The organism is Mesosutterella multiformis, from assembly GCF_003402575.1.
GTDB classification, from domain to species: Bacteria; Pseudomonadota; Gammaproteobacteria; order Burkholderiales; family Burkholderiaceae_F; genus Mesosutterella; species Mesosutterella multiformis.
This window is the reverse complement of the sequence record NZ_BGZJ01000002.1, coordinates 76,927-97,965: the sequence shown is the minus strand read 5'-3', so window position 1 is coordinate 97,965 and position 21,039 is coordinate 76,927. Positions and strand designations below refer to the sequence as shown.

The following is a 21,039-nucleotide window of genomic DNA, read 5'->3' as shown; positions in this document are numbered from 1 at the left end:
AGATCCTGTCAATAAAAAAGGAGCCCGAAGGCTCCTTCTGTTTCCGGGTTCTGACCGGCTCGCGGATCAGTTCCGGGGTTTCAGCGCGAAGCTCCCCGCGAAGAGCAGCAACGCCATCGTGAACGGGATAAAGAACGCCGTATCCAGACCCACATGCTCAGCGACGGAGCCGAGAAGCGGCGGGATAAAGAGAAGCGTCCCGTAGCCAAGCGTTGAGACCGTCGCGCAGGCGGCACCCGGATCCACTCCGGGGTACGTTCCCGCGCGGCTCATGATGACCGGGACCGCGGGGGCGATGCCGGCCCCGATCATCGCGAAACCGACGAGGCACACCCAGGGGTTTGAGACGAAGATCGAAAGGAGGAACCCAGCCGCGGCAAGAAGCGCCCCGCCCCCGATCAGCTTCTGATCCCCGATTTTTTCGCGAAGCGAGTCGCTCTGCGTCCGGACGAGCGTCATCGCGAGCGCGCAGACACCGAAACTCAGCGCCGCGGTCGCCTCAGTCGCCCCCTTCGCGGAGTGAAGGAAGATTGAGCCCCAGTCGCCGATCGAGCCTTCGCCCGTAAAGGCGAGGATTTCAAGAAGCCCGCAGAAATAGATAAAAAGCGGCATCCGGCCCCGCTTCTCCGTTTTCTGACGCGGGAGGTCATCCTTCAGATGCCGGAACGCGAAGCTCCAGAAGAAGAGCGTCGTGAGAGAAAAGGCGAGGAACGTGACAAAGGGGGAGAGCGCGAAGTAAGCGAACAGGGCGCCGACGAGGGCCCCCAGGATGCAGCCGAAGCTGTAGCCCGCCTGCATTTTCCCCATATAGCGGCCATGCGTCTCGATTTCAAGGAGCAGCGCCTGAGCGTTCATGCAGACATCCCAGATCGCGATCGCGAGCCCGAGACACGCTGTCACGAGGTAAAGCGTCACGGCGTTCGGGGCGAGACCCGCGAACGGGACGATGAGGCAGAGGGCGACCGATGACACCTGAAGGAGGCGGCGCGACGTGAAACGCTCAATCAGTCGGCCGCAGAAAATGAGACCAGTGACGGATGCGATCCCGAGCGTGAGAAGCGAAATTCCCACCTCGGCGTTTCCGATTCCGGTTTCCGCCTTGATGGCCGGAAGCCGGGACGTGAAAAGGGCGTAGTAGACACCCACCATCAGAAAATAGAAAAAGCAGCTGAGCGTATCCGCCCGGAGCTTCAGTTTTGCTGACATTACTCACCTAAGGTTTTTAAAGCCGCTCAAAATTTTGAGCAAATGGCTCCATTCTATCGATTTGATTTCTAAAATGTTGGCTTCGGTGCCGGGATAGAGAAAAAAGAACTCAGCCCCGGGGTCGGGTATCTATCGGAGACAGGTGTGGCGAACGACATTGCGGAGAAGGAAGAGCGGCTGAAGCGCCAGCTCGACTTCTGCCTTGAGATTGATAAAGAGAAGACGATTGTCCGGGAAACGTATCTCGCGGATGAGTCGCGGAAAGAGACGGATGCCGAGCACGCGTGGCATATGGCCGTGATGGCGATGGTGCTTTCCGAATACGCGAACAAAAAAGTCGACACCGGCCGCGTGATCCAGATGCTCCTGATCCACGACCTCGTGGAGATCTACGCCGGGGACACGTTCGCGTACGACGCGGCGGGCGCGGCGACGCAGAAAACGCGGGAAACGAGCGGCGCGGACCGCCTCTTCTCGAAGCTCCCCGAGGATCAGGGGAAGACAATGCGCGCTCTCTGGGAAGAGTTTGAGGCGTGGGAAACGCCTGAAGCGAAATTCGCGCGGTCGCTTGACCGGTTCCAGCCGATGATGCTGAACGCGGCGACGGATGGCCGCGCCTGGAACGAGCACGGCGTGAAGGTCTCGCAGGTGATGAAGCGGAATGCCCGGACGCACGAGGGATCCGAAGCGCTCTGGGCCTGGCAGCTCGAGCACTTTATTAAGCCCAACGCCGCGAAGGGCCGGCTGAAGGAAGACTGAGAGCGAGAACCAGCGCCTCAATCCCCTTAGGCGCTCAAGGCCATCAAAAAAGCCTCTTTCTATCGGAAGAAAGAGGCTTTTTATTTGGGAAGAAACCCGGTCCGGTCAGGCGGCGGGTTTCGCGGGCTCCGGTTTCACTTCGGCTGCCGGAGTCCCCGCGGGCTTCTTCGGGATGAAGTAGGAGATCAGATGAGCGGCGAGGGCGAGCACCACAAGGAGCCCCATCGTGAACGCGATCCCAAACTTGTCCCCGAACCACCCAAGGCCCGGCGCGAGAATGCCGCCCGCGCTGAACGAGATCCCAAGCGTAATGCCGGACGCGAACCCGACACTCTTCGCGAGGAAGTTCTGCCCGAGAACGACAAACGGGGAGTAGGTGATATTGAACGCGAGACTGATCGGGATCAGCATCGCGTAGACCCAGAAGAGGCTATGCGGAAGGACGGCAAGCGCGATCGCGGGCACAAGGAGCAGGCTCCCGATCCGGATCATCTTCGCGTAGCCGAAGCGGTCGGCGAGCGGCCCCCCAAGGAACGTGCAGAAGATGCCGGCAAAGGCAAGCACCGACACCGTCGCGCTCGCGGCGGAGTGAGAGGCCCCAAGGGAATAAATGCAGTAGAGCGGAAGGAAGCTATTGATCCCGGTGTAGCAGGCGGACCGAAGGACGATAAAGACCGTGAGTTTCGAGAACGACTTCCAGTCGTTCGCCTGAGGATCTTCCGCGACCGCCGCTGCGGCTTTCACAGGCTTAACGCCTTCGTTTGGCACCTTGATTCTGGAGCTGAAGAGTAGAAGCGGCACCCCGACCGCGAGCGCCATGATCGCGTAGAACGCCATGCCGTGGAGCCCGAACGCCGTGATGAGCGCCACCGCGAGAAGCGGCCCCGCGCCGAAGCCGCCGTTCCCGCCCACTGAAAAGACGCTCATTCCCATGCCGCGCTTAGCGCCAGAAATCGCGTTCACGAGTTTCGCGGCCTCGGGGTGGAAGATCGCGCTTCCGACACCGGAGAGCAGGATCGCGGCGAAAATCGCCCAGTAGTTCGTGAAGAACCCGGCGAGCGCGAACGAGATCCCGCAGATCAGGAGCCCGAGCCCCATGAACCAGTGGCGGGGGCCTTTATCGGCGAGCCACCCGAAAAACGGCTGCACGATGGTGCTAAGGCAGCTCGACGCGAACATGAGCCCGGCGACCGACTTGTAGTCAAACCCATAGACCGTCACGAAAAACGGGAGCACGGCGGGGAGCGACCCAAGATTCAGGTCGGTCACAAAGTGCGACGTAGCGAGTATCGCAAGCGACTTCTTTTCCATCGCGGGAATCCTCTTTCTTTTTATTAAGCGCGAAACTGATGAGAGCGATTGTAAAGAGAGTTCGGGAACTCCGGTATACCGGGCAGCGCCACCCTAAATCCGCTAGGATAAAAAGATATCCAATAGAAAAAGTCCGAATTCGGAATGAAGAAAATCAAATTCAAGAAGGTGGATACCTGGAGCCTCTACTACACGCTCGCTCCCGTGATTCTGAAGGGGCTGAAGAAGTTCCGGAAGTCTTCCCGCCGCACGTTCCCCGATGCCTTTGAGAGCCAGAAGGCGTGGAACGAGGTGCTGGATGCCATGATCTGGAGCTTCAAGGAAATCAAGAAGGATGAGCGTCATTCGCCGCTCGTGAAGTGGTACGAGAAGTCGGAAGCGGGGAGCCTGGATCCCATTCCGGACGCGGTGCTGGAAGCGGAAAAGGCGTATCAGGAGCGTGTTCAGAAGGGACTCGACCTCTTCGCCCGTAATTACCGCGAGCTCTGGGGCTGAGTTACACGCGGGGCTGAATTCCCGCTCCTCAGCACCCCCGTTCTCTGACGGATCCTGCCCTTTAATTAGGGTTATTACGCATACATTTAGTTAGATATCTAACTAATATAACGGTCATGGCAATCAACTTCATCGCTCAGCAGGCGGGCCGCATTGTTGCTCACGCGAACCGCTTTCTCGTTTCCGAGCTCCGCCGGCGCGGAGTGACGGATATTGTGCCGAGCCACGGCGACATTCTGAATTACCTGCTGCGTCACGACGGGGCTACGAGCACCGATATCGCGGTTGGGTCTCACAGAACAAAGCCGACCGTCACGGTGCTCGTCGATAAGCTGATCGCGGCGGGCTACGTCGAACGCCGCCGGAGCACGAAGGACCGGCGGGAGACCGAAGTGTGGCTCACCGAAAAGGGCCGCGCGCTCGAACCCATGTTTTACGAGGTGTCAGAAGCGCTCTCGGAAGAAATCGCGCGGAACCTGACGCCAGAAGAAACCCTGACGCTTGAGCTGCTCCTTAAAAAGGCGGCCGGCGCGTAGGAATTCGGAAAGACTGAATTTTTCAGTCTGATTAATAGTTAGACGTCTAATAATAAGACGTCAAATAAATACACTGGAGATACTGCAATGGCTAATTACAAGCTCGTCCACTCTGAACCCGCTCCCCGCGTTGAACTCCACGAGGCGCTGGGCCTCACGGGCGCTGAGGTGTCGATTAACACCGTTCCCCCGAACGGCGGCGTGCCTTTCGTTCATGTTCACACGAATAACGAAGAGCTTTACATCGTGCTGGAAGGGAAGGGCGAACTCTGGATCGACGGCGAGACGCTCCCCATTCAGGCGGGCGACAGCTTCCGTATCGACCCGGCCGGTAAGCGCGATCCGCGCCGCGGCGGATTCCTCTCTCAAATACATCTGCATCCAGACGAAGGCTCACAGCCTCGGCGGCTTCACGATGACGGACGCGAAGCTCGTGGACGACAAGGCGCCCTGGATGAAGTAATCCGGCTTTGCCGCGAGGCAGAGAAACGAAAAAAGAGGCAGATCCCGGTGAATGGAATCTGCCTCTTTCGCTATTCAGACGCCCTTATATAAAGAGGGCGTTTTTTATTAAAGCGAGATGCCGTTCGACTGTTCGCCCTTCGCGGGAGTGCCGAGCTTATCCTTGAAGAACCGCACGATACGGTCGATCACCGGCTGCTGGAACCAGGGAAGATCGCCATGCTTCGCGTTCTTCACGAGAACGAACTTCACGTCGTCGTTCTTCGCCTTCAGCGCGGTGTAGAGCTTTGAGCTCTGAAGCGGGGAGACGAGAGGATCAATCACGCCGTGCATCAGGAGGAACGGGGGTTCCTTGCCCTTCACGTGGCGAATCGCGCTCGCGTAATCCGCGGCCTTCGGATCCGAGAGGATCGAGCCGCCAGGAGAAGTGCCGAAGGAGAAGCCGTTCACGAGAATCGCTTCGGTCGCGGACGGCGACTTGTGGCTCTCAACCACCTTGGGCGAGAAGCCTTCACCGATATCCTTGAGGTCCGAGATGCCGTACATCGAAACGACGGCCTGAACGTCAGAGGACTGATCGAGCCAGTCACCCTTATCAAAGGCCTTTTCGCCGTTCGTCGTGCCGAGCATATCAACGAGATAGCCGCCCGCCGAGTCGCCGATCACGCCGATGTGGTTCGGGTCAATGCCGAACTCCTTCGCGTGGGCGCGAAGGAACCGGACCGCTGCCTTGCCGTCATTCACGAGACCCGGGAACTTCGTCGGGATCGGACGGTATTCCGCGGCCGCGACAACGAACCCGGCCCGGGCGAGGGCGTAACGCACCTCAGTGAACTTCTCATACGCTGCCGAAGTGAAGCCGCCGCCCGGGAAGTAGACGATCGCGGGCTTCTTCGCGTTGTTACGTGGGATCATCAGCGTCATGCGGAGACCCTGAACGTTACGGGGGGTCTTCACCTGGCTGTAAATCACGCCCGACATCGTATCGATGATGCCGTCCTTCATGGGAACCGTAATGATTTCGGCGCCCTGGGTTTTAACGACTTCAGAGGCCGCGTCAGCCCACGCGGTCTGTACCGTCATCGCGAGCGCGATGGCGATCGGCAGAATGATTTTCTTCATACTTCGGTAATGTTTTGTGGTTAGTTGATGAATAGACGGCTAACTATTCTAAGCATAAAGGGATAGGGTTCACCCCTGAGCCACGCTTTGCAACGCCTCTTTACGTAAACTTTCAGTAAGCTTTGATGGAATACCGAGGCGCGTGAGAGGGAGGTGAGCCAGATGACGACTGAATTTGAGCGGATGCGGCAGGGCGAGGTTTATGACTTCATGGATCCTGAGATCCACGCGAGTCTCACGCACGCGCGGAAGGCGTGCGCCGCGTTCCGGAAGCTCGACACGCTGCACAGCGCGGAGTACCGCGCGGCGCTCCTCGACCTGATCCCCGGGTGCCCCGAGAGCTCGATGGTGAGCCCGCCGTTCCTCTGTGACCACGGGAACGGGATCCGGATGGGAGAGAACGTCTTCGTGAATTACGGCTGCGTGTTCCTCGATCAGGCGCCGATCACGCTGGGTGACTGGGTGAAGATCGGCCCGAACTGTCAGCTTTACACCGTGAATCACCCCGTGAACTATCTCGAACGCCGGAAGACGATTGAGAAGGCGCGCCCGATCACGATCGGTGAGGATACGTGGCTCGGGGGCGGCGTGATCGTGTGCCCCGGGGTCACGATCGGGAAACGCTGCATCATCGCGGCGGGCTCTGTCGTGACTCGGGACATTCCGGATGACTCGCTCGCCGCCGGGAACCCCGCGGTCGTGAAGAAAACGATCCCGCGGGAGTAATCTTCGAGACATCTTTTATATATAGAGAACGATAAGGAACAGAAAGCATGAAGCGCTTCGCAATCGCGGCTGCCCTCACTCTGACACTCTTAGGCACGGGAAACGCGGTCCTCGCTGCCCCCGTGGTGCCGCTGCAGACGGACGAACTCGAATCCGGGAAGTTCGCTGACGCGAATGGCTGGGATCCTCGCTGGGTGGATCGCCAGAACGGGTTCTACCGGATGATCAAGGCGGGAGCGGGGGACACCGCGTACGTGATGGAAACGGTGTTTACAGGCGGGAAGCTCCCCGCGAACCCGGACGCGAAATCCGCCGTGAACACGTTCCGGATTCAGTGCGGGGCGAGGAAGATCGCCTATACCGGTGTCACGTTCTACGCGGACCGCTACGGGAAGGGCGCGGCGCTCGCATCCAAAACCTATCCCGAATCCTGGGTTGGCGCGGATCCGGGTTCTGTCGCCTCTGTGCTGATCGACCTGAAATGCTCGAAGTAAAGGGGAACCCGCGTCCCTGTTTATCGATGTTTCACGGCGATGCCTAAAAATTAGGCAGTGTGCCAAAGTGGCTGTTTTATAAGGAAAAGTTATTGCCTCACTCAAACCTTTTCCACCACAACTGTGGATAGCCATAAAAAAATGTTTCACGGATGACCGGAGGATTGTCGTAATTCTCCGGTTTTTCTTTATGAATCAAGGCTCTGACGGTTTTTTGTTACTGCAGTCAGATGAGAATCATTCTATTCTCTTGAAAAGACAGTCTTTTTTACGGCGTCATAGAATGAACCCCTGAGGTGGCTTTTGTCCTTGAAAATTCAGACAAAACAGAGGTTTACCCTGTTTTTCAATGGGATATCTTAAGTGCGGATGAAGCCGGGATATCTTTTGTTACACGGGCCGTTCGTTTGTTTCAAATCCGCATAACTTTTTTTCAGGGTCGGTCGGTATAGTTCTTCTTAACCGAAAGGAATGAAGGAATTGGAACCCCCTTCATTCTGAGCCCCCTCCGTCTCTGGGCACAGGTTTGCAGTTGGATCAAGACGACTCTCCTTTGAACTAAATGTTTGATTTTCGGCAGATTTTTTGAAATCTGCCGATTTTTTTTGCCCGCGCGAGGGGGTGAAATTGGTGCCGCCGCATTGAAAAATTTCCGCTTCCAGCCAGGATTTTCTATACGTTCCCCGCGGTAATGAATCCAGGGTTCAGAAGAGCCCGTTACGCGCGATGCCAGCCGTAAAAGCGGCCGTGCTCAGCCGTGATTTCGGCGTGATCGTCTTCGGTGAGGAGAATCATGTTGTCAGGGGTATCGGCGCCGCCCTCAGATAGAGGCACGATGTGGTGAACCTCGTACCCGTCCGGGACGCCGTCGTAGCCGTTCTCTTCGAGGAACGCGTCGCGCGAGGCGAGGCTCCGCGTGATGTCGTCGCTCTCAATATGATCGGTATCCTCGAGTTCGCCCGCCTTCGCTAAATCCGATAGGTCTCCGCTGTCGCCATCAAACATGCCGTCTTCAGTCGGGATCGAAGAGAGGTCAGACGCGAGGAGACCGCCGGAAGTGTCACTCCCACCGTCAAACCCCAGGTCATCCGGGAGGACTGAAGAGACGAGTGAGCCGCCCGCCGCAGCCACGAGACCGGCTGTCGCGAGACTCGTCAGACGCTCGGTATTCTCGTCCGTGAGGAAGGGGCGGTCTGAATCCAGGGCGCAGGCGCCGAGTTCATCGAGAAGCGTCGCGGCGGTTTTGACCTGGGACTCAATGCCGGAAACGGCTCCGGAAATCCGGCGTTCGGCGACGTTTCCGATGGGCGTTAAATCGAGCCGGGTGAGGCCGGAGACGATTTCCTGCGCGTCATCCACCGCGGCAGCTGCCCCACGGACCGTGTTCACGGCTACGCCGCCCGCTACCGAAAGGGTGACTCCCGCGACTTTTACCGTGGTGTCGAGAATATCGTCGAAAAGTCCCATCTGTTTCTCCGCGCGTCTTTTTCTCGCTTCTGTTGTCTAACCTGATAAATACATTCTATTGGACCGAACGGATGAAATCAGCAGCGGCAATGTTGTCATCGGAAGAACGGTGAAGGTGAGGTCTTCCTCCTGATCCTTCGCTTTTCTGAAGGCGACGGAGTTAATGGCGATCGCAGCGGGCCTCAGCCTCTTCAGAGTCAAAACCGCTTCTCTTTAAGTTACTTGCCTCTCGTTTCCGTCTTTGTAAAAGACAAATAAATCCTTCAGAAAAAACGAATTGTGGTCACGGTATCTCCTCCGTAAGATTAAGCGTGACTTAAGAAACAACCAAAAATAACGAATTAAATCAGCGCCATGCCTCTTATCAGGAGGAGGGGGAACGAGTGCCCGGCGACACGGGAAAGAGTCCTTCCTTCATCCCGGGAGAAGGCTCGCGGCGCTCTGCAGCACCTTAGGAGAGAACGATGAAGAGAACGATCGTGATGCTCGCGCTCGGATTCCTCGCGGCCGCCGCCATGGCGGCTGGAGAAACCCCGGCACCCGCCCAGAATCTCGCGGACCGTCATATCGCGCGCGGATTGAAGTGTGAATCCTGCCACGCGGACGCGGCGCACCCCGCGCCGGTCAAAAAAGAGAAGTGTCTGTCGTGCCACGGCGGAAGCTACGAAAAACTTGCCGAGCAGACGGACAGCCTCGAAATCAATCCCCACGATTCCCATCTCGGAAAGATCGAATGCACGAAGTGCCACCGGGGGCATAAGCCCGCGGTGCTCGAATGCGCCCGCTGCCACGATTTCAGCCGCGAGCTGCATATCCGGTAGCGCCGCCACTGACAAAAGCCGGACCTGCGGATTCGAAACCGGCTTACCGGCGCGCTGCCGATTTTTACCTTGTCAGAAGGAGAGAAGACTATGACTGCTATTTCCAAGCGGACATTTCTGAAATTCGCGGCCGCGGGGGCGGCCGCGGTTCCCGCGTCACCGCTGCTCGCGGCTGACGCGAAGGCGGAACCGAAGACTCACTGGGACACCGAAACCGATGTCCTCGTGATCGGCTACGGCGGAGCGGGCGGTGCCGCAGCGATCACGGCGCATGACGCCGGGGCAAAGGTTCTCGTGATCGAGAAGATGAAGGATGGGGGCGGCAATACCCGGGCGTCCGGCGGCGGCTTCATCATTCCGAAGAACGCGGATGAGGCGTACCAGTATCTCGAGAAGACCTTCCTTTTCGCGGATAACGAAATGGATGGGGCGCTCGTGCGGACATTCTGCGAGAGGGCGGTGAAACTCCCGGAATTCTTTAAGCGGATCGCGCCGGCGTCCAAGCTCCGCGTCACGGGGCACGCGAATTATCCCTATCTGCCGTTTGCGGAGAACATCACGAAGTACCGCGTCGGCGGCCATCAGCCAGGCGGGATCGAGCTCTTCAAGGTTCTCAGGACCGCGGTGGAGACAGACCGGAAGATCCCGGTGTGGCTCGGAAGCCCGGCGAAGGAACTGATCCGCGAGGGGAATACGGTAGTCGGGGCTCTCGTCGAGCATGACGGGAAACTCGTCCGGGTCAGGGCCCGAAGAGGCGTGATTCTCGCCTGCGGCGGGTATGAATACGACCCTCAGTCGCTTCAGAATTTCGCTCAGGGGACGAAGATCCTCGGGCTCGGGAACCCAGGAAACACGGGTGACGGTCTCCGGATGGCGGCCTCAATGGGAGCACGTCTCTGGCATATGACCTCCTACTCCTGCCCGCTTGGCATCAAGGATCCTGGATGCAAGGCTGCGGTGTTTGTCACGATGATGACCCCGAACTACATCATGGTGAATCAGGACGGGAAGCGGTTCTGCAACGAAGCGGGAGTCGACTTCCACGGCTTTATCTATGCCGTGAATCCGCTGAACGGCGTGGAACATAAATATCCGGCGATCCCCTGCTACATCGTGATGGATGAGGCGGGGCGGCTTGCCGGCCGGCCCACGCACTTCAAGTATGGATACGCGGCGGGAATCGAAGGCTACCACTGGAGCGAAGACAGCTCGGCTGAAATTAAGAGCGGTGTCGTGAAGAAAGCGGATACGCTTGAAGAACTCGCGAAACTGATCCACGTGCCGGCGGACGCCCTGAAAGCCCAGGTCGCGAAGTGGAACGCCGATATCCGGGCGGGCCGCGACACCGAGTTCGGACGGAAGATCAAGAAGACCGGGAAGTCCGCGTTTATCGGCACCGATGTGCCGACACTCTCGGCTCCGCTGTCTGAAAAGGGGCCGTACTACGCGATTGAGGCGTACCCCGCGCTTCTTAACACTCAGGGGGGACCGAAGCGCGATGTGAAGGCGCGCGTGATGGATGTCTTTGACCGTCCGGTTCCCCGCCTCTATGTCGCGGGAGAGCTCGGGTCCATCTGGGGCTCGATCTATCAGGGATCATCCAACGTCTGCGAGGCGCTGGTCTATGGCCAGATCGCGGGTGAATCCGCCGCGGGAGAGAAGCCGCTTAGCTAAGAAATCACGCCGGACGATTCCCTTTTCTCCAGTCTCTCCTCAGCCAGGGGGGGAGGGAACCGTCCGGGAGTGAGCGCCTTCCTCCCGTCAGCCGACACACAGACACATAGGGAACAGAATAAATAGATCGATATCCCGCTGAATTCAATACAGAAATCACTCGGGAGAAAGATTGTTTCTTTGGAGATCGTGTTGCAACAGACATAATTTAGTTGCAATTCGGGCTCTTTCTTTGCGGAGAAGAGGAATATGCTTTTCTTACGCATTAAGGAAGACACAAAAAATCTTCTTTAACGGGTGCCGCGCGCCGCGGTCCCTGAAAGCGAAGGCGACATCTCTCCGATGGATTGTGAATTTTCCCGTGCCGGTCTCTCCTGAGTACCGGCATTTTTTTATCCTTAAAAAACAGTAACTAATCGGATTTCAGGAATGGGGGCGGCAAAGTGTCTCCGACTCGTTGCATCAGACACAATTCTGTTGCAATTCGCGGCAGAACTTTGCAGGTTTTGGTACTACATTATTCTCATGCGATGAGAAACGCAGCGGTGTTTCCCATTCAGTTTTGCGCCACGGCAGAGCTGTGAAGAGCATAAGTGAATTCTCCTTTGAATGTGAATTTTAGTTCCGGCTTTCTTTATAGATTGCCGGAATTTTTTTATTTAAATCAATATATTAAATTAATAGCAAAACTAAATAAAAACATAACTATATAGGGTAAATCTGGATAAAAATTTACGCTTGAGTTGCTTTTTAGGTGATGCGAATTCCCGTGATCTGGAGTAAAGTGAGGTCAGACGTTGAGATACATTGTGGTGTTCTCAATCAGCTCCGGGCCGCTTCGGAGCTGCTCTGGTCAAACGGTGTTTTGCCTTTAATGTGATAACGAAACTTTGATTCCGGCGCTACCCTCACGGGTTCGCCGGATTTTTTTTTAGATCACAGGGCATGACCTCGGTAAAGATTTACTGTTTCACGGAATTCGGCTCCGCCCCGCTATCTGCGGAAGGCCGCCAGAATTTTCAGAAACCATTCCGTTCTGGGTTCAGCGAAAGCCGGAAAGGCAGATGCTTTTGTTTTACGGAGACGACATGGCGAGGATCAGCTCGTCAGGCGATCCGTATGGGGGCAGCAGAGGGTAGATCGTGAAAAGTTTCTTCGCCAATCGACGTGAGACCAAGCAAACTCTGGGTGGCTGTTCGATGTCCCACAGCTGCTCTGAGTAGAAAAAGTGACCGCCCGTAAGGTTTTCCCCTGACCGGGAAACCCGAAAGAGAATAAACGCACTGCCATACGGATTGTCGCCAAAGGCAATTTGAAGCCAGATTCGATCGTTTTGATGGTTCTTCAGAAAGCCGACGATCGCATTATTCAAATGCATATGCAATCCATCAGCCCGTGCCTCGGCTAGAAGATCTTCCTGAACTAAAACCGGATGAGTAACGTCGTCGGGATCAACGAAGGAAATCGTGGCTGAGCCTCCGAAATACAAACGCGCTGCTCTATCCCAATGCCTCTCGAAATCGGTCACGCTGATAACCGTATCAATCATTTCTTTAAGAGAAACCTCAACCGGGAAAGGTGGATTTTCAATTTCAGAAACCGTGTGAAAGCCGTATGTGTCGAACAGCCCTCCTTCGACAGTGACGTCAAACGAGGAAGGAATCGGCAAATATAAAAAATAAAAATCGGATACGCGGATGGAAAACCGAATCCGTAATTGATCATTAGTATTGCGATGAATGAATTGCAGTATCTCCTCATCGAGATAAATTCGCATTTCATCGCCTATGAATTCGATAGGCATGCCGGCCCTTTCGAATACGGGGCAGGCATCGCTGCGGGGATCAATAAAAGCGACATCAGCCAACTCATCAGCAAAAGGCCCATATTCCTGGGGGAGGCCTTTCACCTGAATAAAAATGGTTCGCTTGGGCCTAATCATGCCCTTCGGCGTTAAGGTATAGGACTTTATGATGTCGCTCGGAAACGCGTGCGATGCAAGGTCCACGGAGAAGACGCGATCGCTCTCAATATGCCGGCGGCGGATAGAGGTATCAAGCCGCTTATGCTGCGAGACAGCCCCTTTAGCGGTTATCAGCCGATAGTCGACTGTTCCATCTTCTCTCTTGTGGGTGAGCACCAGGCTCTGCCTTGTGTAATAGGACATGAATTTCTGTCGGCAGAGCGCGGCCATTATCGGGGGTATGGGGAAATTCGGGTCGGTTTGAATTTCCGCAACAGCTTTATCGCATCGGGTTCCGAAACGTTCAGCGAAGTACGTTTTCTCACTTTGCGTCGTGCCGCAAGGCAATAAAGCAAAAGAGTCTTTGAACTCATTGGCCAGTTCGTCAAGAATCTCGGGATGCCGGGCTTGTAAGTCACAAAAAAGACCTGAAAGCGTGTAGCTGGCAAAACTGATTTTGTCCTCAGACATATGGCACCCCGATGGCTGTTCACCTTGCGGTTTCTATTATCTCAGGTGAATGAATTGCTATTGATGAACTGGCGGACCGCAGAGACGATGCTGATCGGCATGATATCCCCGAGTTTTTAGAGTTGATCGTCAGCTGATTGAGGATTACCAGTCGCCGTCAGTCACTTCAACGGGTTTAAGACCGGCGAGCCTATTGCTTCCCGAAACCGCGCTCTCTTCAGAGTAGTAATCGAACCAAGGAAGCCCAGCCTTGCCGCGGATACAGGTTTGCGGGGCATTGGAAGCCCTGTGATTCTTGACCAATCGGCTGAGTTTACGAGATGGACATAGGCCCGTGCCGACCGGGTTGTATCGTAGTCCGAGACCTCACGGCGGTCTTTGTAGATTTCCTGATGAATGCGGCCGCCGGCGCCGAGTCCCATTTCTGACGGTTTGAGAGTTGACCTGCTGCAGAGGACGAAATCTTCCTGATACGAGGAGAAGCTTCTTTCTTCCACCCGCTTTTCCTTTTTAAGCGGATAAACCTGAATCTGGATGCCGCCAAACTCTGACTTGCCAGTCAGCTGTTCCTCCGCGGTTTGACCTTCGCCGAGCCGGGCGGCGACAAACTGCCGAATGACCCCCTTTTCTACACAGAAGCCGTCGATCCAGGGTTGGGCGGGAACGGGAAGGTAATTCTGAAGATTCTGTTCTTTGCCGCCATCAACCCGTGTGCCATTAACGAGACCGGGCTTCCATTCATCCCCGGTCACCGCGCAGATTTTGCCTGCCGCGATTCGGACCGCGAACGGATATTCTCTGGGGCTCCTGAAGGAGATCCACATGGCTTCAGCCTGGTACATTGGCAGCATAAGTCCGCCGTGCTCCAGCCATTTCTGAGGAATCCTGCCTTCATAGTCTTCGACGTGTTCGAGTTCAAACCGGTCTAGTCCGGGCGGAAGATTATTGACTTCATCATCAGGAACTCGCAGGGTGCGTTGGAAATTCATGCGCAGTATGCAGTCTTTGCCAATCGCGGGAAAGGCGAATTCCAGTTCGTTATTGTCAATTAAACGAACGCTGCTGCGGGGCTTATGGGTACGGAGTTGTACTTGGACAGTGTGGCCTTTCTCAGACATGGAGGACCTCCTTCAGTTATCACCAATCGCCGTCTTTCACTTCACGGCTGATCTCCAGAATCGCATCGTCCGGCATCTGCTTCATCTGCCTGAGAACCTGGGCGAAAAGCTTTGGCCGGGCGGTAATAATGGCCTTGAGGTCGCTGGATAGCTTGCCTGCCATGGCGAGAAGAACATCTTTGTCTTCGTGAAGCTCCTGGGCGATTAACACAATCGTTTCTTCAGATGGAGGAGGAAATATGCCTCGCTCAATCTTGGAAAGATAGGATGGCTCGATGCCGACTCGTTCAGCGACCTGGCGCAGCGAATAGGTGCGTCGGTCTTCCTCTTGGAGTCTGAGCCGTGCTTCGCGAATGTATGTTCCAAAGTCCATGGTATTAGCCTGTGTAGCAGTTACTCCACATTTTAGCTAAACCAAAAACGACCCAAAACCATCAGCAATCGTTATTACTTGCGGGAAGTGTAGAGTAAATACTACACACTTGTCAAAAGTATTTGACGCGGGCAGAGGAGAGTGCTGTCCCGCTTTCAGTAACACTTCTGTTTCATTTTCCTGAGCCATCTTTGCAGTCAGCGGGCATAAAGTAGCGAAGCGCGCTGAGGTCCATTCTTTTCTGCGCTTGGCAGCCTCAGCTGTCCGGGTAGCCTCCGGACGCGGTCTCTGTGTGTCGCGCGCAGGCATGCATTTGTTTTAAACGAGATTTGCCCGACGTTTCTTTCTGGAATCGCCGGGCTTTTTTTTGTTCTCTTCGAACGAATCAGTGATTACGGCACCGGAAGCCCCGCCTATTCATGTTTCTTAGCAGAAACACTTCCTTGTTTAATCCGCTGTTATTAGGAAATCAGTCTCCAGAAAGATTGGCGCAACCGCCTCCCGACAGGTGACTCGCGGCGTTGGCACTGACCTGGGCGGCTGATAGCCTCGCGCCGATATCCGCTGTCTGAAGATTGAAACTTCAATCGTCGCCTCAGATAAGCCTGAGGATGAGTCTTACGGGCGGAATCTCGTTAAGTCTGTGATAACTCGAATCGTTGCTTTAACACATCGAATTTTTGAAAATACAAGCAGAAAAAACGTCGATTCGTTTCACTTCAACCCAAATGTAACAAAATATTTTTACACGAAAACCCATTTAAATCAGGTAAGAGAATTGGATTGTGCTCGCGGGGACGATTTTTCGGACCCTTATGAAAATTATTAAACGTAACTACTAAAACGTTATTTTTAGTAATTAATGGAGCGGGCTTTTCTATGTCATGAAACTCAAAAAGGAATTGAACACCTGAAGGAAAGGTGTCTGTTCCTGATTTGATCTAACGGAGCTGTAAATGGGAACGTCATCTCAATATTATGTTGTCGAGCTTCCGCTTCGAATCGGCGATGAAGAGTCGCGGAGGCTCGCGATGGCTTTTGAGTTTGGGCGAACTATTTACAACGCCACGCTCGGTCAGGCACTGGGAAAGCTGACACATATGCGCCAGAGCACCGAATGGAAGAACGCTTTCCTCATCAAGAAGGTGTCGGATCGGAACGCTGAACTCAAACGAATTCAGAAAAAATACGGACTCAATGAGTTCGGTCTTGGTGATATGGCCGCTAACCACCGCAAAGCGTCTGGCAAAACCAATCTGATTGGCTTTACTGAAGCTAAGTTCATCGGTTTTACCGTGTGGCGGGCACTGGAGCGCTATATCTATGCTAAGGGCGGACGTCCCCGATTTAAAACCAAGCGGCGCGGACTTCATTCCATGTACTGCTGCGGCAACAGAGGAATTATATGGAAACCGCAGCTGCAGTCTGTGGTCTGGAGGGGTTATCGGTTTCCGGCTCTTGTAAAGCACACGGCTTACTTTCAGGAAGCGCTTGGGTCGGAAGACAGCCCGAGGCAGGTCAAGATCTGCCGCATTGTCCGTCGGATTCTTAATTGCAGAGAACGGTGGTTCGTCCAGCTTGTCATGGTTGGTTTGCCACCCGTGCGCCATGTGTACGCTCCGAAGAGCGAGACGATAGGCCTTGATATCGGCCCTTCCAAGGTGGCGATGGTCAGCCCGAATTTCGCCGGATTTACGTTCCTTTCCCCTTACGGAGAAATACCCTGGGCAAAGATCAGGAATCTGCGAAGGAAGATGGCTCGGTCACTTCGGGCAATGAATCCGGACAATTACGAACCCAGCGGAGCGACTAAAAAAGGAGCACGAGAATGGAAGCGTTCCAATCACTATGAAAAACTGTTACGAGAATTGGCTGACCTGTATCGCCGAGCGGCAGAGACACGAAAGCGCGACCACGGAGCACTGATTAACTCGATTTTTGAGCAGGCCGGAACGGTCAATCTTGAAACAATCAGCTATAGGAGCTATCAACGTAATTTTGGAAGAAGCGCTCAGCGCCAGGCATCGGGATTATTTGTTCAGCGACTCAAGAGGAAGGCTGAAAGTGCTGCCTTGACGGTAAATGAACTGGATACCCGGAAACTGCGTATGAGCCAGTATGACCATAGAACGCAGACCTATACCAGGAAACCGCTGCAACAGCGATGGCATTCATTGGGCGGCAGCGATACGCTGGTGTCCCGAGACATCTACAGCGCACTCCTGGCCTGCTGCGTTAAGAACGGCGAGCACGACCCGGTCAGCATTGAGAGGTGCTGGCAGGCTGTGGAACATCAGCTTAAGTCTGCGGGGTTTGTGCGCGACATTAAACTGCCAAAGGGTCCTGACAGGGAGAGATTCCTGTCGCGGCTCGTGCGGGACCCATCGCCGGGTTTCACATCAGAGGCAGTGCAGACGAAAATTTTCCGTGTCCGCAGTGACGTCCGACCGCGCGAGTCTTTCCAAACTTGCTTCGTCGGAAAAGCTGCTGATGTATCGGAATCTCCTGAATAATCAGGCAGTTGTTCGATCTCCTTTGAATGTGTTGGAAATTTTCCGGCAGTCCCACGAGAAACGCCGGAATTTATCTGATCTGTTGGAGGTAATCCAGGTGATTACACGAAAACCCCGATATCGCTCCGGAAGTCCCGTCCGTGCTGTTCCCGCTTGTTGTTAAAAGATTTTGTTGCAATTGATGGAAGAATGTTGCAGGCAATTCGAATAGAGTTTTAATTACGCAAGAGGTGCGGGTTTGCAGACCCCGCAGCGACAGCCAGTCTCGGTGAGTACCCGAGGCGCAGAGTGTGATGAAGTATCTCTCTCCTTTGAACTAACTAAGTGTTTGATTTTCCGGCGTTTTCACGAGAAATGCCGGAATTTTTTTATCCGCAGGCGGGCAAAATACGTCATCTGCCGCTATTTGTATCCGAAATGCGAAAAACTTCGCTCACTGCATCGTTTGGTTGCAATTGATCCGCGCGCAATCACGGAAAGCGCCTATTGTTGATTCTGCAAGGGGATGATCTGTAAGGAAAATCTCCGAGCAGCCCCAACGTGCAAAGCAGTGCAGTGGGGGCAGCGTGTAGTGTGTGACTTCTTTCCTTTGACTCCAGTCTTATCCGGCTAATCGTGTTTCTGATCAGCCGGTTTTTTTTGACTTTGAGAAAGAGGAACGGTGTCAGCGGAGATTGGCCGCGGCGAAAAGCGCCTTCGCGCGTTCCGCGATACGGGCGGCACCTGAGAGGATCTCTCTTTCCGTAAACGTTCCAAATCCGAGAAGGAGCCCATTCGTTCCGGCAGGAGCGTCCGTGAAACTGCTGATCGCTCTTGCGGTGATCCCGTCACGCTCAAGCGCGGCCTGCAATGCGGTATCAGGGATAGTGGGATCAAGAAGGAGCGCGAGGTGAGGGCCGGCTTCAGTTTCTGACACCCGGCCAAGAGGTCCGAGTGACGAGCGAAGAGCATCCCGGAGGAGCGCGAAGCGCTTCCGGTAGTCCCGCGCCATCTTCCGGATGTGATGAGCGGAGCCGGGGCTCTCGAGATATTCGGCGAGAGCTGCCTGGAGCGATTCCGACGTAAAGCGATCCGTGAGAAGCTTTGCGCCGGCGAGTGCCTCTGCCTGCGGTTCCGGGAGCACGGCGTAGGCGAGCCTCAGCCCCGGGAACACCTGCAGCGTAAAGCTCTCCATATAGATCACGGCTTCATCCGCGCGTGGGAGCGACCGGATGGGAAAGCGGGGTTTGGCGCCCAGCGTCACAACCCCATCCGTATCCTCTTCGAGAATCCAGGCTCCCGTATCAAGCGCCAAGCGTAGGATCGCGGCTCGCCGCGCGTCCGCCATCGGGACCGACATCGGCATCTGGCTCGCCGGGGTGACGAGGATTCCCTTCGGTTTCAGGACGCCTTCCGGCGCCGTAAACACCATGCCTTCCCGATCGACCGGCACCGGGATCCGGCGGAGCCCCGCGAAATCGAGCACCTTCGCGTCAAGCGGGAGCATCGGGGCTTCAGTGAGAATGGCGTCGCCCGGCGTGAAAAGCGTGCCGGCGATAAGCGAGAGACTCTGCACGCTTCCCGTCGTAATGACGATGTTCTCCTCTCCGCACACGATTCCTCGCGTTTCCCGGAGCTTCGCCGCGATCACTTTCCGTAAGGGAGCGTAGCCGGCAGGAGGGCTGTAAAAGGTGTGCCGCCAAGGGCTTCGGGCGGTAGACGCGGCGATCTTCACCCAGTCCCGTTCGACCGTCTTCTCCATCGCAGACCCATAGATCTTGAACGGGCGGTTCTCAAAGTTTCCGGTACCCGCGGCCGCCGCGGCGCTCCGGGCCGCTTCCGCTTTCCGCGTCAAGGGGCGGGCGTGAACCGGCGGGTGTACGGGGCGAGGGGGTTCCGGGATCGGTTTTGTTTCCGCGACGAAGTAGCCGGAGGCGGGTTTTGAGACGGCGAACCCCGTCGCGGAGAGTTCCGCGTAGGCGCCGGCAACGGTGTTCGGGGCGACGCCGAGGTCAGACGCGAGACTCCGGATCCCAGGGAGCCTGTCCCCGGGTTTCAGCGCCCCGCGGCTCCGAAGCCGGATCAGTTCCCGCGTGATCTGCTTCCCGACCGGGAGTTTCCCGTTTTTCCGGATATGAATGGGGACTGACACCACCGGTTTTTTCTTTGCTTCCACGGGAACTTCCTTTATTGCTATCTGTATCAGTGAGATAGTACCAAACTGTATCAGTCGCACGCAAAGTCCCTAGGTAGAATGTCTGTCATCAGAGTCGTTCCCGGACTCACCCCACCCTATGAGGATTCCATCATGAATTTCGTTTGCACCTGCTGCGGAAAGAAGGTTTCGACCGATACGAAGGCGCCGGCGTGTGACTGCGGCGGACTGTTTGAGCTCGACTTCGTGCCTCCGGCCTGGGACGACTCGAAGATTGACCGCGATACCTGGAGCCTCTTCCGGTACCGGGCGTTCATGGCGCTCGAAGGAGACGCGTGGAAAGAGGTCACGATGGGAGAAGGAATGTCGCCTGTGATCCCCTTCTCGGACGACGTCCTCGTAAAAATGGATTACTGCATGCCGACCTTGTCCTTCAAGGACCGCGGAGCGGCAGCGCTCGTCGCTCACATGAAGTCGATCGGGGTTAAGAAGTGCGTGCAGGACTCGTCCGGCAACGCCGGGATCGCGGTCGCGGCCTATGGGGCGTGCGCCGGGATCGAGTGCGAGATCTACGTGCCTGAAGGCACCAGCCCGAAAAAGATCGCGATGATCGAGGCGTTCGGGGCGAAGGCGGTGGTGGTGCCGGGTGACCGTGACCACTGCGCCGATGTCTGCCGCGCGAAGGTTCGGGATGAAGGCGCGTACTACGCGAACCACGTTTTCAACCCCTTCTTCTATGAAGGAACGAAGACCTACATTTACGAGGTCTTTGAGCAGCTGCACCGGATGCCCGAAAACATCTTTATCGAGCTTGGGAACGGGACACTCTTTATCGGTGCCGTGAAGGCGCTTGAGCACCTCTACGCCTCGGGCGCGATCGATCACTTCCCGCAGGTGATCGCGGTCCAGGGCGCGAACTGCGCGCCGTTCGCCGAAACGATCGCGGAGGGCGCCGAACATATCGTCTCTATTACCCCGAAGCCCACGATGGCGGAAGGGATCGCGATCGGGAAGCCCGCGAGGGCGGACGAAATCCTCGCGATGATCCGGAAGCATAAGATCCGCATCGTCTGCGCCGCGGAAGAGGATATCCTCCCCGCCCGGGCGGAACTCGCGCACCGCGGGATCTACGCGGAGCACACGACCGCCGCGTCGCTCGCCGCTTACTACACGTACTGCCGGCAGTATGGCCCGACGCATGACGCGCTGCTTTCGATGTGCAGCGCCGGGATCAAGAGCGATCACTGAGAACCGAAAAAAAATGGCGCGGACGCCTTAGAAAGCGCCGCGCCGAGTCTGAATAACAAAAAGAGCGCCTCAATGAAGAGGCGTCATAAAAACATATCCTTTGAGGGGCTTAAAGAAAAAACCCGCGGCGCGCCTGGGTGAGGCGT

At 55.9% G+C, this 21,039-nt stretch carries 18 protein-coding genes; 10 read left to right on the top strand and 8 right to left on the bottom strand.

What is annotated here, in order from left to right:
• Window positions 1–66: 66 nt before the first annotated feature.
• Window positions 67–1,206, bottom strand: a complete 1,140-nt coding sequence (locus tag M4NBBH2_RS09185; RefSeq protein WP_116270700.1) for an MFS transporter — start codon at window positions 1,204–1,206, stop codon at window positions 67–69.
• Between the two features lie 144 nt (window positions 1,207–1,350).
• Here M4NBBH2_RS09185 and M4NBBH2_RS09180 point away from each other — a divergent pair, with 144 nt between their 5' ends.
• Window positions 1,351–1,965 (top strand): HD domain-containing protein, encoded by a 615-nt coding sequence (locus M4NBBH2_RS09180; protein ID WP_235005580.1) that lies wholly within the window; start codon window positions 1,351–1,353, stop codon window positions 1,963–1,965.
• 105 nt (window positions 1,966–2,070) lie between these two features.
• On the opposite strand, the gene M4NBBH2_RS09175 is transcribed toward M4NBBH2_RS09180, so the two are convergent.
• The gene (locus M4NBBH2_RS09175; RefSeq protein WP_116270699.1) at window positions 2,071–3,276 is read right to left on the bottom strand and encodes an MFS transporter; all 1,206 of its coding nucleotides are present in this window, start codon (window positions 3,274–3,276) and stop codon (window positions 2,071–2,073) included.
• Between the two features lie 144 nt (window positions 3,277–3,420).
• On the opposite strand from M4NBBH2_RS09175, the gene M4NBBH2_RS09170 reads away from it, so the two are divergent.
• From M4NBBH2_RS09170 to M4NBBH2_RS09160, 3 genes are all read left to right on the top strand, one after another.
• Window positions 3,421–3,771, top strand: coding sequence for a hypothetical protein (locus M4NBBH2_RS09170; protein ID WP_116270698.1), 351 nt, complete (start codon window positions 3,421–3,423; stop codon window positions 3,769–3,771).
• Window positions 3,772–3,887: 116 nt separating this feature from the next.
• Entirely contained in the window at window positions 3,888–4,307 is a 420-nt protein-coding gene (locus tag M4NBBH2_RS09165) for a MarR family winged helix-turn-helix transcriptional regulator (RefSeq protein WP_116270697.1), read from the top strand.
• An 87-nt stretch (window positions 4,308–4,394) separates the two neighbouring features.
• Window positions 4,395–4,862, top strand: a complete 468-nt coding sequence (locus M4NBBH2_RS09160) for a cupin domain-containing protein (protein WP_238691407.1) — start codon at window positions 4,395–4,397, stop codon at window positions 4,860–4,862.
• Window positions 4,863–4,877: 15 nt separating this feature from the next.
• On the opposite strand, the gene M4NBBH2_RS09155 is transcribed toward M4NBBH2_RS09160, so the two are convergent.
• Window positions 4,878–5,891: an alpha/beta hydrolase gene (locus M4NBBH2_RS09155; protein WP_174703626.1), complete on the bottom strand. Its 1,014-nt coding sequence runs from the start codon at window positions 5,889–5,891 to the stop codon at window positions 4,878–4,880.
• A 162-nt stretch (window positions 5,892–6,053) separates the two neighbouring features.
• Here M4NBBH2_RS09155 and M4NBBH2_RS09150 point away from each other — a divergent pair, with 162 nt between their 5' ends.
• Window positions 6,054–6,617, top strand: coding sequence for a sugar O-acetyltransferase (locus M4NBBH2_RS09150; RefSeq protein WP_022443516.1), 564 nt, complete (start codon window positions 6,054–6,056; stop codon window positions 6,615–6,617).
• A gap of 47 nt (window positions 6,618–6,664) precedes the next feature.
• Window positions 6,665–7,111 (top strand): surface-adhesin E family protein, encoded by a 447-nt coding sequence (locus tag M4NBBH2_RS09145; RefSeq protein WP_116270696.1) that lies wholly within the window; start codon window positions 6,665–6,667, stop codon window positions 7,109–7,111.
• Between the two features lie 717 nt (window positions 7,112–7,828).
• Here the strand turns inward: M4NBBH2_RS09145 and M4NBBH2_RS09140 are convergent.
• The gene (locus tag M4NBBH2_RS09140) at window positions 7,829–8,578 is read right to left on the bottom strand and encodes an HNH endonuclease signature motif containing protein (protein ID WP_116270695.1); all 750 of its coding nucleotides are present in this window, start codon (window positions 8,576–8,578) and stop codon (window positions 7,829–7,831) included.
• Window positions 8,579–9,042: 464 nt separating this feature from the next.
• Between M4NBBH2_RS09140 and M4NBBH2_RS09135 the strand changes: the two genes are divergently transcribed.
• The gene (locus tag M4NBBH2_RS09135) at window positions 9,043–9,399 is read left to right on the top strand and encodes a cytochrome c3 family protein (protein WP_238691406.1); all 357 of its coding nucleotides are present in this window, start codon (window positions 9,043–9,045) and stop codon (window positions 9,397–9,399) included.
• 90 nt (window positions 9,400–9,489) lie between these two features.
• A complete protein-coding gene (locus M4NBBH2_RS09130; protein ID WP_116270694.1) occupies window positions 9,490–11,073 on the top strand; it encodes an FAD-dependent oxidoreductase in 1,584 nt (527 codons plus the stop codon).
• Between the two features lie 1,075 nt (window positions 11,074–12,148).
• Here the strand turns inward: M4NBBH2_RS09130 and M4NBBH2_RS09120 are convergent.
• The 3 genes from M4NBBH2_RS09120 to M4NBBH2_RS09110 form a co-directional block, all read right to left on the bottom strand.
• A complete protein-coding gene (locus M4NBBH2_RS09120; protein ID WP_116270692.1) occupies window positions 12,149–13,507 on the bottom strand; it encodes a hypothetical protein in 1,359 nt (452 codons plus the stop codon).
• A 161-nt stretch (window positions 13,508–13,668) separates the two neighbouring features.
• Window positions 13,669–14,625: a hypothetical protein gene (locus M4NBBH2_RS09115; protein WP_116270691.1), complete on the bottom strand. Its 957-nt coding sequence runs from the start codon at window positions 14,623–14,625 to the stop codon at window positions 13,669–13,671.
• Between the two features lie 19 nt (window positions 14,626–14,644).
• Window positions 14,645–14,998 (bottom strand): helix-turn-helix domain-containing protein, encoded by a 354-nt coding sequence (locus tag M4NBBH2_RS09110; protein ID WP_116270690.1) that lies wholly within the window; start codon window positions 14,996–14,998, stop codon window positions 14,645–14,647.
• 956 nt (window positions 14,999–15,954) lie between these two features.
• Here M4NBBH2_RS09110 and M4NBBH2_RS09105 point away from each other — a divergent pair.
• The gene (locus M4NBBH2_RS09105) at window positions 15,955–17,511 is read left to right on the top strand and encodes a hypothetical protein (protein WP_116270689.1); all 1,557 of its coding nucleotides are present in this window, start codon (window positions 15,955–15,957) and stop codon (window positions 17,509–17,511) included.
• A gap of 664 nt (window positions 17,512–18,175) precedes the next feature.
• On the opposite strand, the gene M4NBBH2_RS09100 is transcribed toward M4NBBH2_RS09105, so the two are convergent.
• Window positions 18,176–19,666, bottom strand: a complete 1,491-nt coding sequence (locus M4NBBH2_RS09100) for an aminotransferase-like domain-containing protein (protein WP_170135141.1) — start codon at window positions 19,664–19,666, stop codon at window positions 18,176–18,178.
• 132 nt (window positions 19,667–19,798) lie between these two features.
• Between M4NBBH2_RS09100 and M4NBBH2_RS09095 the strand changes: the two genes are divergently transcribed.
• Window positions 19,799–20,893 (top strand): threonine synthase, encoded by a 1,095-nt coding sequence (locus M4NBBH2_RS09095; RefSeq protein WP_116270687.1) that lies wholly within the window; start codon window positions 19,799–19,801, stop codon window positions 20,891–20,893.
• The last annotated feature ends 146 nt before the right edge of the window (window positions 20,894–21,039 follow it).